The organism is Mesorhizobium sp. B2-1-8 (assembly GCF_006442545.2).
GTDB lineage: Bacteria > Pseudomonadota > Alphaproteobacteria > Rhizobiales > Rhizobiaceae > Mesorhizobium.
Genome location: NZ_CP083952.1, coordinates 501827 through 517460, shown reverse-complemented (window position 1 = coordinate 517460; position 15634 = coordinate 501827). Strand labels below are relative to the sequence as shown.

13 protein-coding genes are annotated in these 15634 nt (G+C 65.4%); 6 read left to right on the top strand and 7 right to left on the bottom strand.

The window, feature by feature from the left end; all coding sequences use genetic code 11:
• The first annotated feature begins 21 nt into the window (after positions 1 to 21).
• The 3 genes from FJ970_RS02420 to FJ970_RS02410 all read left to right on the top strand — a co-directional run bounded on the left by FJ970_RS02420 (position 22) and on the right by FJ970_RS02410 (position 2756).
• A complete protein-coding gene (locus tag FJ970_RS02420; protein ID WP_140757366.1) occupies positions 22 to 855 on the top strand; it encodes an arylamine N-acetyltransferase family protein in 834 nt (277 codons plus the stop codon).
• On the top strand, positions 852 to 1853 hold the full coding sequence (locus tag FJ970_RS02415; protein ID WP_140757365.1) for an LLM class flavin-dependent oxidoreductase: 1002 nt from the start codon (positions 852 to 854) through the stop codon (positions 1851 to 1853). Before FJ970_RS02420 ends, FJ970_RS02415 begins: the two co-directional genes overlap by 4 nt.
• 81 nt (positions 1854 to 1934) lie before the next feature.
• Positions 1935 to 2756 carry an inositol monophosphatase family protein gene (locus tag FJ970_RS02410; protein WP_140757364.1) on the top strand — a complete coding sequence of 274 codons (822 nt, stop codon included), beginning with the start codon at positions 1935 to 1937 and terminating at the stop codon, positions 2754 to 2756.
• Positions 2757 to 2796: 40 nt separating this feature from the next.
• Here FJ970_RS02410 and FJ970_RS02405 read toward each other — a convergent pair whose 3' ends face one another.
• Positions 2797 to 3816: a LacI family DNA-binding transcriptional regulator gene (locus tag FJ970_RS02405; protein ID WP_140757363.1), complete on the bottom strand. Its 1020-nt coding sequence runs from the start codon at positions 3814 to 3816 to the stop codon at positions 2797 to 2799.
• Positions 3817 to 4034: 218 nt separating this feature from the next.
• On the opposite strand from FJ970_RS02405, the gene FJ970_RS02400 reads away from it, so the two are divergent.
• The 3 genes from FJ970_RS02400 to FJ970_RS02390 are packed head-to-tail and all read left to right on the top strand — an operon-like array spanning position 4035 to position 7896.
• The gene (locus FJ970_RS02400) at positions 4035 to 5621 is read left to right on the top strand and encodes a sugar ABC transporter ATP-binding protein (protein WP_140757362.1); all 1587 of its coding nucleotides are present in this window, start codon (positions 4035 to 4037) and stop codon (positions 5619 to 5621) included.
• On the top strand, positions 5618 to 6931 hold the full coding sequence (locus FJ970_RS02395; RefSeq protein ID WP_140757361.1) for an ABC transporter permease: 1314 nt from the start codon (positions 5618 to 5620) through the stop codon (positions 6929 to 6931). The genes FJ970_RS02400 and FJ970_RS02395 overlap by 4 nt, the downstream gene beginning before the upstream one ends.
• On the top strand, positions 6928 to 7896 hold the full coding sequence (locus FJ970_RS02390; protein WP_140757360.1) for a substrate-binding domain-containing protein: 969 nt from the start codon (positions 6928 to 6930) through the stop codon (positions 7894 to 7896). Before FJ970_RS02395 ends, FJ970_RS02390 begins: the two co-directional genes overlap by 4 nt.
• Before the next feature lie 283 nt (positions 7897 to 8179).
• Here the strand turns inward: FJ970_RS02390 and FJ970_RS02385 are convergent, their stop codons facing one another.
• From FJ970_RS02385 to FJ970_RS02360, 6 genes are read right to left on the bottom strand one after another with little or no spacing between them, the layout of a single operon-like run.
• On the bottom strand, positions 8180 to 8641 hold the full coding sequence (locus FJ970_RS02385) for a MarR family winged helix-turn-helix transcriptional regulator (protein ID WP_140757359.1): 462 nt from the start codon (positions 8639 to 8641) through the stop codon (positions 8180 to 8182).
• The gene (locus tag FJ970_RS02380; RefSeq protein WP_140757358.1) at positions 8638 to 9222 is read right to left on the bottom strand and encodes an amino acid synthesis family protein; all 585 of its coding nucleotides are present in this window, start codon (positions 9220 to 9222) and stop codon (positions 8638 to 8640) included. The genes FJ970_RS02385 and FJ970_RS02380 overlap by 4 nt, the downstream gene beginning before the upstream one ends.
• Positions 9215 to 10099, bottom strand: coding sequence for a UPF0280 family protein (locus FJ970_RS02375; RefSeq protein WP_140757357.1), 885 nt, complete (start codon positions 10097 to 10099; stop codon positions 9215 to 9217). The genes FJ970_RS02380 and FJ970_RS02375 overlap by 8 nt, the downstream gene beginning before the upstream one ends.
• On the bottom strand, positions 10099 to 11640 hold the full coding sequence (locus FJ970_RS02370; protein WP_140757356.1) for a 6-hydroxynicotinate reductase: 1542 nt from the start codon (positions 11638 to 11640) through the stop codon (positions 10099 to 10101). The genes FJ970_RS02375 and FJ970_RS02370 overlap by 1 nt, the downstream gene beginning before the upstream one ends.
• The gene (locus tag FJ970_RS02365; RefSeq protein ID WP_140757355.1) at positions 11637 to 14555 is read right to left on the bottom strand and encodes a molybdopterin-dependent oxidoreductase; all 2919 of its coding nucleotides are present in this window, start codon (positions 14553 to 14555) and stop codon (positions 11637 to 11639) included. The genes FJ970_RS02370 and FJ970_RS02365 overlap by 4 nt, the downstream gene beginning before the upstream one ends.
• On the bottom strand, positions 14552 to 15406 hold the full coding sequence (locus FJ970_RS02360) for an FAD binding domain-containing protein (RefSeq protein WP_140757354.1): 855 nt from the start codon (positions 15404 to 15406) through the stop codon (positions 14552 to 14554). Before FJ970_RS02360 ends, FJ970_RS02365 begins: the two co-directional genes overlap by 4 nt.
• Positions 15407 to 15634: the final 228 nt, after the last annotated feature.

The following is a 15634-nucleotide window of genomic DNA, read 5'->3' as shown; positions in this document are numbered from 1 at the left end:
CAGCGCCCGGTGCCCTTCCCGATGAACGACGCTCCCTTCGACCTCGACGCCTATTTCGCCCGGATCGGCCATGCCGGTTCCAGGGATGCTTCGCTCGACACGCTGAAGACGCTTCATTTCCTGCATCCGCAGGCGATCCCTTTCGAGAACATGGATCCGTTTCTGGGGCGCCCAGTCCGATTGGACGCCGCATCGCTACAGGACAAGATCGTCCTTGACGGGCGTGGCGGCTATTGCTTCGAGCACAATCTCATTTTCATGCATGCGCTGAAGGCGCTTGGCTTCGAGGTCGGCGGCCTCGCCGCGCGTGTGCTCTGGGGTCAGAGCGAGGACGCGATCACGGCGCGCAGCCACATGCTTTTGCGCGTCGAGTTCGACGGCCGGACCTATATAGCCGATGTCGGCTTCGGTGGCCTGACCCTGACGGCCCCGCTGCTGCTCGAGCCGGACCTCGAACAGACGACCCCGCACGAAACGTTCCGCATCATCGAAACCGGCGACCACTTCCGCCTGCAGGCCGCTGTCGGCGGCGACTGGCGCTCGCTGTATCGCTTCGACCTGCAGCCGCAATATGAGGTCGACTATTCCGTCGTCAACTATTTCCTGTCGACCAACCCGGCATCGCATTTCCTGACCTCGGTTTTGGCGGCGCGCGCCGCGCCGGACCGGCGCTACGCCTTGCGAGGCAATCGCCTGTCGATCCACCACATCGATGGCCGAACCGAGCAGAAGCAGATCACCACCGCCGCCGAACTCGCCGACACGCTGGAAGGCCTGCTCGGCATCACTATTCCCGACCGTGCCGCCTTCGAGGCCAGGGTGCGCGAGAAGAAGATCGTGGAGACCCGTATATGACCGAACTGTCCGTTCTCGACCTGTCGCCGATCGTCGAAGGCAGCGATGCCTCGCAATCGCTCGCCAATTCGCTCGACCTCGCGCGCCACGCCGAGCGGCTCGGCTACAAGCGCTACTGGCTGGCCGAGCACCACAACATGCCAGGCATCGCCAGTGCGGCCACATCGGTCGTCATCGCCCATGTCGCCGGCGGTACGAAAACTATTCGTGTCGGCGCCGGCGGCATCATGCTGCCCAACCATGCGCCGCTGGTGATCGCCGAGCAATTCGGCACGCTGGCCGCCTTGTTTCCCGGCCGTATCGACCTGGGGCTAGGCCGCGCGCCCGGCACCGACATGAACACGGCGCGCGCATTGCGCCGCAATCTCGAGGCCGGCGTCGACAATTTCCCGCAGGATGTCGTCGAACTGATGGGCTATTTCCTGCCCGCCGAGGAAGGCCAGCGCCTGCGCGCCGTGCCCGGCGAAGGCCAGACGGTGCCGATCTGGATTCTCGGGTCGAGCCTCTACGGCGCGCAACTCGCCGCCATGCTCGGCCTGCCCTACGCTTTCGCCTCGCATTTCGCGCCAGCGGAGCTCGATCACGCGCTGGACATCTACCGCTCGCGCTTCCAGCCATCCGAGCAACTCGACAAGCCGCATGTCATGCTCGGCCTCAACGTCTTCGCAGCCCCCACCGACGCCGAGGCACGGCTGCTGTTCAGCTCGCTGCAGCAGGCCTTCGTCAATCTTCGCACCGGCAGGCCCGGAAGATTGCCGCCGCCGGTCGAGAATTATGACCGGGATCTCGACCCGATGGCCAAGACCATGCTCGGCCAGGCGCTGTCATGCGCCGTCGTCGGCTCGCCGGAAACGGTCCGGCAAGGCATCGATGCGTTCGTGCGCCGCACCGGCGCCGACGAGTTGATGGTCACCGCGCAGATCTTCGATCACGCCGCTCGCGTGCGCTCCTTCGAGATTCTGGCCGAGGCCCAGAAATCGCTTTCGCAAGCAGCCTGAATTAATAGGCCGCCAGATGCTTTTGCCGGTAGCGATGCTCTGCTAAGTGCGGGTCATCCTCAGGCAGCAGCGAGCTTTTCCGTGACACATGACCTCGACGCACGCATGCACTTCGCGATTGATCTGGCGTGGCGCGCCGGCGAGCTCGGCCTGCAATATTTCCGGGATCTCGACAGCCTGACCATCGAGAGCAAGGGCCATCAGGACCTGGTCTCGCAAGCCGACCGCGAAGTCGAACTGTTCATCCGCGCGGCGATCGCCGCCGACTATCCGCAGGACGGCATCGTCGGCGAGGAGCACGCCTCGGTCGCCGGCTCGACAGGCCATGTCTGGGTGATCGACCCCATCGACGGCACCGCCAATTTCGTACGCGGCATTCCGGCCTGGTGCGTGGTGATCGCTTGCGCAAGGGATGGAGAGACGATCGTCGGCGTCATCCACGAGCCGTCGACCGGTGAGACCTTCCACGGAAGGCTGGGCGGCGGCGCCTTCGTCAACGGCCGGCCGATCAGGACGAGCGCGGCGACCAGCCTGGAAGAGGGCTCGGTGGGCACAGGCTTCTCGAACCGGGCCGAGGCCGAAAACATCACCGTGCTGATCAAGAAGATCCTGGCCGAGGGCGGCGTCTTCTTCCGAAACGCGTCCGGCGCGCTGATGCTCGCCTATGTCGCCTCGGGCCGACTGCTCGGCTATGTGGAAGAACACATGAACGCCTGGGACTGCGTGGCCGGCATGCTGCTGATCGAGGAAGCCGGCGGCACGATCCTGAAGGCGAATCCGAAGACGGTGTTGCAGAGCGGGACACAGGTCATCACAGGCGGCAAGGGTGTGTTTTCGAAGCTGCAAGAGCTGTGTACTGGTGTTTTTACGCCCGGATCAGGCAGCAAATCTCAGGAAGCGTGACCTCGTCCGAAAACAGCGCCACACTCTTCGGCATCATGCTTTAGGCACTCACGCTCTGCACCACCGCGCCCAGCGGCCGACATGAATTGCGGATCATCAGCCGACCCTTGAGCACCAGCTTGCGCGGCGGCGCGTCCCGGTTGCCGGCGAGGCGGTCGAGCAGCAGATTGGCCGCCTGTTCGCCGATCGCCTGCACTGGCTGCGCCACGGTGGTCAGCTGCGGCTGGAAAACGTCGGACCAGGGAAAATCGTCGAAGCAGGCTACCGAAATATCCTCCGGACAGGACAGGCCGATGTCGCGGATCGCCTTCATGGTTCCGATCACCATCGGGTTGTTGGCCGAGAAGATGGCGCTTGGCCGGTCATGCAGCGACAGCAGCTGCATGGTTGCGTTGTAGCCGTCGATCTCGTGGAAATTGCCGGAGCGAACCAGTTCCTCGGCCATCGGCAAGCCGGCGGCCTGGAGCGCCTCGCGATATCCGGTCATGCGGTCATGCATGGGTGAAATGTCCGAGGTGCCGGTGATGTAGCCGATGCGGCGGTGGCCGAGATTGATCAGATAGCTGATGGCGTCGAAGACCGCGCGCTGGTTGTCGAGAACCACGGCGTCGGTGTCGACGCCCTCGCACAGACGATCGATCAGCACGACCGGCACGTTGGCGTCGGCGACGATCTGCTTGAGGATCGCGCCATCCCCGACGCGGGCCACGATCAGTCCGTCGACCATGCGGTCGAGCAGCAGCCTGATCTGGTCGTCCTGGGTGTTCAAATCCTCGTCGGTGCAGCACAGCATGACGGCGTAGCCGGCGCGGTCGAAGGCCTGCTGGATGACCGAGACGACATCGGTGAAGAACGGGTTGGTGATGTGCGGAACGGTCAGGCCGATGGTGCGCGTCGTGCCCATCTTCAGGCTGCGGGCGATGGCGTTGCGCTTGTAGCCGATATCGCGGATCGCCTGTTCGATGCGCTGGCTGAGCTCCGGGCTGACGGTCGCCGTTCCGTTGATCAGGGCCGACACGGTGGCGACCGAGACACGCGCCGCTTCAGCCACGTGAAGCATGGTGGGTGCGGTGGATTTGCGGTGCTTTTTTCGCCCTGACGCTGTCATTTTCGAAACGTTTCGTCACCCCTTGCCGCCAATACCTACGGAATCTTGCCATTTTAGGCAAGAATTGAAATGCATCAAAGTTGCATCACCCTATATCGGCTTGACATGATCGAAACGTTTAGATTAGCGTTCGGGAAGCTGACGAAGACGGAAGGGAGGCCGCCATTGTCATGGAACAGAACAATTCCCTTTCCTCGACGCGCAGTGTGGCGTCGGATCGCTCGGACATCGTTCTGAGCGCCGAGCATATTTCCAAGAGTTTTGGCGGCATCGCCGCCCTCGTCGATGTCGGCTTCGACTTAAGGCGCGGCGAAGTCCATGCCTTGATGGGCGAGAACGGCGCCGGCAAGTCGACGCTGATGAAGATCCTGTCCGGCGTCCACACCGGCTACGAAGGCACGGTCAGTATCGACGGCCGGCCGGTCAGCTTCGCCGGCGTGCGCGATGCCGAGGACGCGGGCATCGCCATTATCCACCAGGAACTCAACCTGGTGCCGGAGCTGAGCGTCGCCGACAACATCTTCCTTGGCCGTGAGAAGCTGATCGCCGGGCTGATCGTCGATCGCAAGGCGAGCAGCCGCGCCGCAAGCGCCCTCCTGCAGCGGCTCGGCATCGAACTCGACCCGGACGCACGCGTCGGCACCCTGCGTGTCGGCGAACGGCAGCTGGTCGAGATCGCCAAGGCGCTGTCGATGTCGGCGCGCATCCTGATCATGGACGAGCCGACCTCGGCATTGTCGCCGGCCGAATGCCAGCGGCTGTTCCGCATCATCGGCCAGCTTGCGGACAGCGGCGTCGCCATTGTCTACATCTCGCATCGCATCGACGAGGTCATGCATCTGGCCGGCCGCGTCACCGTCTTCCGCGACGGGCGTCATGTGCTGACGCGGCCGATGGCCGAGCTTGACGAGAATGCCATCATTTCGGCGATGGTCGGGCGGGACCTGCTCGCATCCTCTCAAGGTGAGCGGGATCCCGGCGGCAGGACCGTGCTTTCGGTCAGCGACCTGTCGCTGTCGAAGCCCGACCGCCAGGGCTGGCGGCAGGTGATCGACGGCGTCAGCTTCGATCTGGCCGCCGGCGAGATTCTGGGCATTGGCGGGTTGCTGGGCTCAGGCCGCACCGAGATCATGGAAGCGATCTTCGGTTCGAGCGATGGCCGTGCCGGCGGCGAGATCCGGCTCGACGGCCAGCCGGTGGATATCCGCTCACCGCGCGATGCGCGGCGGCTGGGGATCGCGCTGGTCACCGAGGACCGCAAGACGCAAGGCCTGCATCTGCAGGCCTCGATATCGGACAATGTGGCGCTACCGCTGGTCGGCGCGCTGGCCCGCTTCGGCATCCGTTCGATGGCCGGCGAACAGGGGCTGGCGCGGCAGGCGGTCAAGGCGCTCGGTATTCGCTGCCGGGATATCGACCAGCCCGCCGGCACGTTGTCGGGCGGCAACCAGCAGAAGGTCGTCATCGGCAAGTGGCTGGCGACGAGGCCGAGGGTGCTGTTGCTCGACGAGCCGACGCGCGGCATCGATGTCGGCGCCAAGCGCGAGATCTACGACCTCATCTTCCGGCTGGCGCGCGATGGCCTTGCCATCGCCGTCATCAGCTCCGAGCTGCCGGAATTGCTGCATCTTTCCGACCGCATACTGGTGATGGCCGACGGCCGCCAGACAGGCATCCTTTCCCGCGACGCGGCGAGCGAGGAGGCCATCATGCGCCTCGCGGCACCGCGCCGGACCCTATCGAGACCTGCCGCATGACCGCACTGAAACTCCTGTCCCGCACCAAGCTCTACTGGGGCCTGATCGCCATCTTCCTGATCGGCGTGCTGGGCTCGCCGGTGAGCTCCAAGGGCAACAACATCTTCCTGTCCTACGGCAATCTGCTCGACGTGCTGCGCCAGGTGTCGACCACCGGGCTGATCGCCACCGGCATGACGGCGGTGATCATCACCGGCGGCATCGACCTTTCCGTCGGTTCGCTGATGGCCATCTGCTCGGTGGTGTGCGCCATGCTGCTGACGGTTCCGGGCGTGACGCCGGGCGTCGTGCTGGGCGTGCCGACCGTTGCGCTGGTTGCGCTGTGCCTCGGCATCGTCGTCACGCGCTTCATCTTCCTCAACTTGGAGAAGTCCCGCGCCGGCGCGGATGCCGCCGCGCGCGATGTCAGGCTGGACACCGTTCGCGGCCTGGTCACGCCGGCGATCGTCGGCGTCGTCCTGTGCTGCCTTTCGCTCTGGTACCTGCTGCCGCAGATCGAGCCCAAATTCGGCGTTCTCGGCGTGCTGCTGGTGGCGCCCTGCGTCGGCCTGCTGTTCGGCGCCATCAACGGTTTCATCATCGTCGGCGGCCGGCTGCAGCCCTTCATCGTCACGCTGGCGATGATGGTGACGGCGCTCGGCATCGCCCGGCTCACCGCCGGCCAGAACAATGCCGTGCTGCCGGTCTATACCGGTTCCAACGCCACCGCGGATTTCGAGCTGCTGCGCTCGCTGGTGTTCGGCGTCATCCCCATGCCCGGCCTGTTCTTCCTCGGCGCGATCGTCATCTATGGCGCGGTGCTGCGCTTCACGCCGTTCGGCCGCTATGTCTATGCCATCGGCGGCAATGAGGAGGCGGCCCGGCTCTCCGGCATCGCCGCAGGCCGCGTCAAGATCGCCACCTATGCCATATCAGGCCTGCTCGCCGGCATCGCCGCGGTGCTCTACGTGGCGCAGTACCGGCAAGGCAAGCCGGACGCCGGCGCCGGCCTGGAACTCGACGCCATCGCCGCCGTGGTCATCGGCGGCACTAGCCTGATGGGTGGGCGCGGCAGTCTCACCGGCACGTTCTGCGGCGTGCTGATCTTCGGGCTGCTCTCCAACATTCTGCAGCTCCACAACATCAATTCGAACCTTCAGCTGGTGCTGAAGGGGATGATCATCATCGGCACCGTGCTCGTGCAGGAGCGCAATGCCGGCGATCTGCTGGCCTATCTGCGCCTGCCCGGAGCGGCGCACAAGGAAACGGCCGCCGCAAAACGGCCGTCGCAAGAGACACCGTCTCTCAATCTCGGAGGAAACAAGAAATGAAACGACGTGACATGCTGAAGCTTGCCGCATTCGGCGCGGCATTGCTGACCACCACGGCACTGCTCTCCACCGGCCATGCCTTCGCCCAGGACAAGAAGTGGAAGATCGGCTTCTCGCAGGTGACCACCATCGAGCCCTGGCGCGCCCAGTTCAACAAGGACATCATTGCCGAGGCGGCCAAGCATCCGGAGGTCGAGCTGATCATCACCGACGGCGAGGACAAGACCGAGAAGCAGGTCGCGGACGTCGAGAACCTGATCCGCCAGGAGGTCGACGCGCTGCTGGTGTCGCCGAAGGAATCGGCCGGCCTGACCGGCGTCGTGCAGCAGGCGATCGACGCCAAGATCCCGGTCTTCGTGCTCGACCGCAATGTCGACACCAAGGACTACACGCAGTTCGTCGGCGGCGACAACAAGCTGATCGGCCGCGCGGCCGGCGAATATGCCGTCGAGCTGCTCGGCGGCAAGGGCAAGGCAGCAGGCAATGTCGTCGAGATCTGGGGCGGCATGGGCACCCAGCCGGCGCATGACCGCCATGACGGTTTTCATGAATTCACCGACAAGGAGCCGGGCATCAAATACCTGCTCGACCAGCAGTCGGGCGACTGGAAGCAGGACCAGGCCTACAACCTGATGGCCAACGCGCTGAAGACCAACGAGAAGATCGATCTCGTCTACGGCCACAACGACCCGATGGCCTACGGCGCCTATCTCGCCGCCAAGGATGTCGGCCGCGAGAAGGACATCAAGTTCATCGGCATCGACGGCCTGCCCAATGAAGGTGTGCAGATGGTGAACAAGGGCGAGCTGACGGCGACTTTCACCTATGTCACCCCCGGCGCGGAAGGGCTGCGCCAGGCGATCAAGTTCCTCAACGGCGAGAAGGTCGAGAAGACCATCACCTTGCCGACGCAGAAGATCACCAAGGAAAACGCCGCCCAAGTGCTGAAGGACAACGGGCTTTAAGTTTTCACGGGAGATAAGCACCGGCCAACGTCCAGGTTCTTCGTTCGTCCCAGGGATAGCTTGGCACCCCTCCTCTCCCCCGTCGATCGGGGGAGAGGTGTCGAGCGCAGCTCGACGGAGTGGGGGTCGACACTTGGCGCGGTGCGGAAGATTCTTGCGCCTCGGTCCCCCCTGAATATCCGTTGACGGCGGTTGCCAAGTGGTTCCCCCACTCCGTCGCTGCTTCGCAGCGCCACCTCTCCCCCCTCCGGAGGGAGAGGAAACGACCTTGCCGCCGCACCTACTATGCCAGCTTGGCCAGCAGCTTCATGAAAGTGGCGGCCTCCTTGGCCGTGAGCGGCGCCAGCGTTTCCTGCGTGATCTCCCTTGCAAGCGGGATCAGGCGCTCGATCGCTTCGCGGCCCTCGGCCGTCAGGTTGACCAGCAGCCGCCTTTTGTCGACCTCATGCCTGGAAAGCTCGACCAGGCCGCGCGCCTTCAGCCGGTCGATGACGCCCTTTACCGTTGCGGCGTCCATGGCGATCAGCGTGCCCAGTTGGTTCTGCGAAGTCTCGCCGACATCATGCAGCTTGGCCAGTGCTGCGAATTGCGGCGGCGTCAGGTCGGCGATACGGGCGGCGAAGATCGAGACGTGGCGCTGGTGCGCCTTGCGCAGGATGAAGCCGACCTGTTCCTGCAGCAGGTAATCGTGATCGTCGGCGTCTTCGACCTCGACGAGCTTGAGCAGATTGTCCTCGCCGCTCACCGCAACCCGTCCCAGGCTTTTATCTCGTCCGCCGCGAGGCCACCCATGCGATTATGGATGCGCGGGCCGCAGGTCATGGCCAGGCAGAACAGGATCTCGTCGGAACGCGGGCCGTCGCTGACGCCGACTTCCATGGCGTCGAAATGGCTGCGCACATAGGCGGCGTTGATATGGCCGAGCGGCACGTCGAGCTTCGAGCCGAAGGCGCCGACCTTCTTGGCCGAGGGCACGATCGCCTTGGCATTGCCGAGCCGCTCCCGCATCGCGTAGCCGCCCGGCACATGCCAGAGCGCGCCGTGCTCCAGTTCGCCCGCGGTGCCGACGATGGCGCCCTTGCCGTAGCCGTCGATCTGTTTCACGTCGCCGCCGAGTGCGGCGATCAGCCGGTCGGCGAGCAGCAGGCCGAGCGGCTTCAGATCGTCCATGGCGCTCTGCAGATCCTCGACATAGCGTCCGGCGAACGGGTTCCTGACCACGGCCATGGCGGCAGCACGCCGGCGCGGCACCGCGGCGACAGGCCCGCCTTCGTGAAAGATCTCTTCGCTCAGCACCGCGATCTTGCGGATCGGAAACTCAGGCATGGGCAACTTCCTCCGGTTCATGCTTGTTGGGCGCGCCGAGTGCAACGGAGCCACTGACGCGGGCCTCCCCGCCAAGAAACAGCGCCGATGCGGCAACCAGGCCGCGCCGGCGAAAATCTTCGGCGACGGCAAGGCCATTGTCCAGCGCCCGCGCCACCTCATCAGCTACAAGCGTGCCGACGCCTTGTGTCACCAGCCGCGCGCCTAGATCGCTGTCGGGCGACAGGTCGCGTGCGGGAATGCGCCTGATGGCGGGATTGCCGGGCAGGTCCACCGCGTTGGCGATGAGCGTCGCCGCCGCATCGGCCTCGGCGCCGGTCCGCGCGAGCACGGTGACGGCATCGGCAATGCCAAGCGAGAAAGAGCGGCCACGCCAGCCGCTGGTTGCGACGCCACGCACGCCATCCTCGGCGCGGATCGTGATCCGGTCGGCCATGCCGTTGCCGGTGCCGGCGACCGCCAATCCCATGGATCGGCCCGCGCCGATGTGGAGGGCACTGTCGCCGCCATTGTTGACATAGGCGCGATCGAGCTTGCGACCCGCAAGCAGCGCGGCAAGCATTTCGTCGGCTATCGATCCAGCAACGGCGGCCATCGGCGTGATAAAGCATTCCGCCAACGGCATGACGGCTGCTTCCATGCGTCGCGCCGTCGGGCCGGCGAAGGCGCGCGGCGCCAGGAAAAATGCCTGAAGGCGCAGTTCGGGAAGCTCCTCGACCAACTCGATCAGGATCGTCTGGAAGCGCGCGACGGCCTGGGCGTAGGCGGCGCGACACTCATCGGCCTCGCCAAAGGCCTCGACGATCAGGTCGATCGGCCCGTGGTTGAGATGCAGCCGCTTGCCGTCCTGAAGCCAATGCGCTTGCGGGCCTTCCATCAGCCAGCCCCGTTGGAGCCCGCGCGGCGCAACTGCGCCAGCGGCGGCCATGGATTGCTGGACGGGGCACCCGTGCCGCGCCGGGGGTTGAGATACTCGCCGCCCTTGGCGACGATGTCCGCAACGCTGCGAATTTCGGCCTCGTAGCCACCGAGCCTGATGTAATCGTCGCGGCGCAAGGTGAATTCGATCGGCGCCACCAGCGCCGGCGTCGGCACGTAGCCGAAGGCGCCTTCCGGAACCCTGCTGACATCGACCATCAGCGTGATGCCGCCGCCCGGCCAGACATAGACCGGCGCGCCACCCACGGTGACGTAGGTTCTCAGGCCCTGCACCGAACGGGTGAGATTGACCGGGTTTTCGGTGACGCCGGCACGCAGCGACCCGCCGGCGCCGCCGATGAATAGCACGGTGCACAAAGCCGGCTCGCAATTGTCCTCGATCAGGTTGACGGATCTCTGCAGCCGTTCCGGAAACGGCTTTTCGACGGGCTTCAGCTCGTCATCGAGTTCGTAATAGGCGAACTGCTCGCCGGTGGTCGAAACCATCAGCAGCGACAGGCCCGGCCGCGCGCCCTTCTTGGCATTCCACTCGCCGAGGATCGACAGCGGATCGGAAATGCTGGTGCCGCCCCAACCGAGGCCGGGCTCGGAGACCTTGAAATAGCGGCCCGGTGTGGAGCGGCGGCCGATGATCTTGATGCCGGTATCCTGCCAGCCCAGCACCTTGCCGGCTTGATGCTCGGAGACGACCCCGGTGATGTGGTCGTCGACCACCACGACCTCGTCGACCAGGCCGCGCCACTGCGTGGCGAACATGCCGATGGTGGCCGAGCCGCAGCCGACGCGCATGCGGTGTTCCTGCTTGCCGTCGATGACTGGCGGTTTGCCGGCTTCGACAATGACCGTGGCGCCGCCGTCTATGCTGAGTTCCACAGGTTTGCGGTTGCACAAATTGAGCAGCGCGTCGCAAGTGGCGCGGCCCTCCGCCTTGGAGCCGCCGGTCAGATGATGCACGCCGCCCAGCGACAGCATCTGCGAGCCGTATTCGCCCGTCGTGACGTGGCCGACGGCCTCGCCCTCTGCCCGCACAACAGCCGTTTCGGGTCCGATATGACGGTCGGTGTCGATCTTCACCTTGACGCCGCAATAGGAGAAGATGCCTTCGGTCACCACGGTGACGAGATCGACGCCTTCGACCTCCTGGCTGACGATGAAGGGCGCCGGCTTGTAGTCGGGATAGGTCGTGCCGGCGCCGATCGCCGTGACGAAACGGCGGCCAGTGTTGACCAGTTCGCCGTCCCACTGTTCGCCCTCGGCGACAAAGGGCACCATGGTAGCGCCGGTTTCGGCTGCGTGGTCGAGGATGGCCAGCGGGTCCATGCGCACGATCCGGCCCGCGACATTGCCATAGCGGTCGCAGGCGCCGGTGCGCCCGTCTGCGATGTAGCACATGACGGGACAGGCGTCGCAGCGGATCTTTTCCGCCACCAGCTTCTCGCCGGGTTCATGGGTTTCGAAGCGTTCGGCAAGCTCGCTCATGCACGTGCCTCCTTCTCGCGGATGGCCGCCAGGATGCGGCTTGGCGTTGCCGGCACCTTGGTGACCAGCACGCCGGTGGCGTGGCGGATGGCGTTGAGGATCGCCGGCGCCGTCGGGATCAGCACGTGCTCGCCCAGGCCCTTGGCGCCGAACGGTCCCTCCGGATCGGGCACCTCGATGAGGATGGTCTCGATCGGCGGCACGTCGCCAATGGTCGGGATGAGATAATCGTGCAGGTTCTCGGTGCGGCCGGGGATGTATTCTTCCATCAGCGCCATGCCGATGCCTTGCGCGATGCCGCCTTCGATCTGGCCCTCGACCAGCAGCGGATTGATCGCCTTGCCGACGTCATGCGCCGCGATGATCCTGATCAGCCTGACCGTGCCGAGCTTGAGATCGACCTCGAGCTCGGCGATCTGCGCGCCATAGCCATAGACCGCATAGGGGTTGCCCTGGCCCTTGGCATCGAGCGGCAGCGTTGGCGGATCATAAGTCTCCTCGGCGCGGAAGACGAAGCCGTTGGCATCCGCATCGAGCGAGGCAAGATCGACACGGCGCGTCGCCTCGCCTTCGCGGATGACGATCGCCGAGCCATCCAGTTGAAGGGAAGCCTTGTCCGAGACATTGGCAAAGCGCAGGATTTTTTCGCGCAGGGCCCGCCCAGCCCTCTCGGCCGCCTTGCCGGTCACGAAAGTCTGTCGCGAGGCCGAAGTCTTGCCGGCGTCGGGGCTGATCGCCGTATCGGCGCTCTTGAGCCGGAATTTTTCCAGCGGCAGGCCGAGAGCGTCGGCGCAGATCTGCGTGATGACGGTGTTGGACCCCTGGCCGATATCGACGGCGCCCTGGTGCAGGATGACCGCGCCGTCAGCCGCGATGCCGACCCTAATGGTCGACGGATTGGGCAGCGATGTGTTGCCGCAGCCGTACCAGCACGAAGCGACGCCGATGCCGCGTTTTCTGTCGATACTGGCACGGTTGAAACCATCCGCATCGGCCATAGCCCGCACCCAATGCGGCCGCAGGGCTTCGAGGCACTCGGCGATGCCGACGCCAGACTCCAGAAGCTGCCCGGTAACCGTTTCGGATCCGTTCCGAAGGCAGTTCTTCAGACGAAACTCAAGCCGATCCATGCCGAGCTTGCCGGCGAGCTCGTCATAGAGCGTCTCTTGCATGATCGTCGCCTGCGGCACGCCGAAGCCACGGAAGGCACCGGCGATCGGCCCATGGGTGTGGATGGCGCGGCCCTCTGCACGATAGTTGGGCGTCGCATAGGGGCCGGAGGCGTGCACCGGCACGCGGTTGGCGACCGTCGGGCCCCAGCTGGCATAAGCGCCGGTGTTGAAATCGCCCTCGAAGACCATGCCGGTGACGTAGCCGTCGGCATCGGCGCCGATGGTGGCCTTCATCTGGGCCGGATGGCGCTTGGTGGTCGAAATCATGGATTCGCTGCGGGTGTAGGCAAGCGCCGCCGCCCGCCCGGTCTTCAGCGCCACGAGGCCGATGAGAGGCTGCAGGGAAACGTCGAGCTTGGACCCGAAGCCGCCACCGGTCGCGGTCGGCACGATGCGCACCTTGTCGACGGCGAGGCCGAGCACTTTCGCCGTGTCGTCACGGTCCATGTAAGGCGCCTGGGTGCAGGCGACGACGACCAGCGTGTCGCCATCGAGATATGCATAGCCGGCTTCCGGCTCGATATAGGCGTGCTCGACATAGGAGGTGTCGATCGCGCCGCTGGCGGTGACGGCCGCATCGGCCAGCGCCGACTCGGGATCGCCGCGCTCGACAAATCCCTTGGTCAACAAATTGGCCGGGCGGTTTTCATGGATCAGCGCAGCACCTTCGGACTGCGCGTCGTAAGTCTGGAGGACATGCGGCAGCTCGGTCCAGCGGATGGGGAAGTCCGACAGATCGAGATCGAGGATCGCCTCGCGCTCGCCGGCGACCAGGGCGACCGCCTCGCCGCGAAGCCGGACAAAGCCCTCGGCGAGCGCCGGCTGGTCGGCGAACGGGCCGATCACGCCGAAACAGTTTTTCCCCGGGATATCGTCGGCCGTGAAAACGCCCGCGATACCGGGATGGTTTCTCGCCCAGCCATCGATGTCGCCGAAGGCGAAGCCGGCATGATAATGCGGCGAGCGGATCACCAGCACGGCAAGCGCATCGGCCGGGAAGGAATCGCCGCCGAATTTTTCATCGCCCGTTACCTTCGGCACGCCATCGAGCCTGATCGGCGAAGCCCCAACGGCATGGCCCGAGGCCGGCATCCTCCGATCGAAATCGCGATCCAGTCCATAAAGTTGGCGCTGCCCCTCACCCTTACCCTCTCCCCGCAAGGGGCGGGGAGAGGGGGGCGCCAACGCTGGAGCGCTTCCCTTCTCCCCGTCACTATACGGGGAGAAGGTGCCGGCAGGCGGATGAGGGGCAGCGCTATCCGTCGATGGCTTTATTGCAAATTGTCCGGCCTCCATCACCGCCGCGATGATCTTCCGGTAGCCGGTGCAGCGGCAGAGGATCCCGCCCAGCGCATCCTGCACCTCGGTCTCGGTCGGCCTGGGTTTCGTGTCCAGCAATGCGGTCGCCGCGACCAGCAGCGCCGGCGTGCAGATGCCGCATTGCGCCGCACCATGCGCCAGGAACGAGGCTTGCAACGCCGACAGCCGGCTATTGGCGAGGCCCTCGACCGTCGTCACCGCAGTGCCGGCGGCTGAGGCCGCCGGCATCAGGCAGGCACAGACGGGATCGCCGTCGACCAGCACCGTGCAGGCGCCGCAGTCGCCGGCGTCGCAGCCGACCTTTGTGCCGGTCAGCCGCAATTCGTCACGCAGCACCGAGGACAGCCGGCGCAGCGGCGGCACGTTGATCGAGACGGCGGCGCCATTGACCGCGAAGGCGATATCGGCGCGATCCATGCTCATGCGGCCACCTTGTCGCCTTTCGGATTGCCCGCGGCCTCGAGCACCGCGCGCGCAACGATCTCGCGCACCGCTTCGAGCCTGTATTCGGCGCTGCCGCGCACATCGGCGATCGGCGACAGCTCAGCCATCTGCGCCGACCGGACCGCGGCAACAAGCCCGGCGTCCAGGGGAAGCCCGCGCAACGCCGCCTCGACACCGGCAAGCCGCCTGGCAACGGCGGAACAGGAGCCGACGGCGACGGCCGCATCCGCGACAATGCCATTCTCGACAACCAGACGCGCCGCCACCATGGCGATGGAGATGACGAGATAACGCCGGGCGCCGAGCTTGACGAAGGCCGATGTACCGGTGGGTTTCGGCACGCGGATGGCCGTCACCATCTCGCCAGGCTGCAAGGCCGTGCGGCGGTTGCCCAGGATGAACTCGGACAAGGGCAGATGGCGCGTCGCCGCCGCCGAGCGCAGCTCGACCTCGGCGTCGAGCACGAGCAGCCCCGGCACGCCGTCGGCGGCCGGCGAAGCGTTGCACAGATTGCCGGCGACCGAGGCGACGTTCTGGATCTGCGCCGAACCGACCTCGCGCGCCGCCTGTTTCAGTGCGTCAAAGGCTGGCGGCAGGGGCAGGCGGATGACATCGGTCCATGTCGTGCGCGCGCCGATGATCCAGTGGTTGCCGGTCTCGGCGATGCCGCGCAGCGCCGTCAGGCCGTTGATGTCGAGGACATTGTCGCGAAACGGCTTGCTGCCTTGTGCCGGATAGAAATCCGTGCCGCCCGCAAGAATACGCCAGGCGCCCTCGCCAAGCAGCGCGAGCGCCTCGTCGACCGTGGTGGGTTTCGCGTAACGGATCACGCTTTCCTTCCCAATAAGGTGGGCCTTCCCAACAAAATGGGCCTTCCCGGAAATCGGCCCTCCCAAGGCGCTTGCTCCCGGGGATATCTTGCCGGTTTCAATCCGGCAAATTCATTCGTATGCAAATGATATCAAGACGGCAGAAATTGTCAAAGCCAGAGTTTGCGGCGGCGCCCGTGTGGCTGGCATCGCCACGCATTTGATATGCCGCTGGAGGTTGACGCGGCC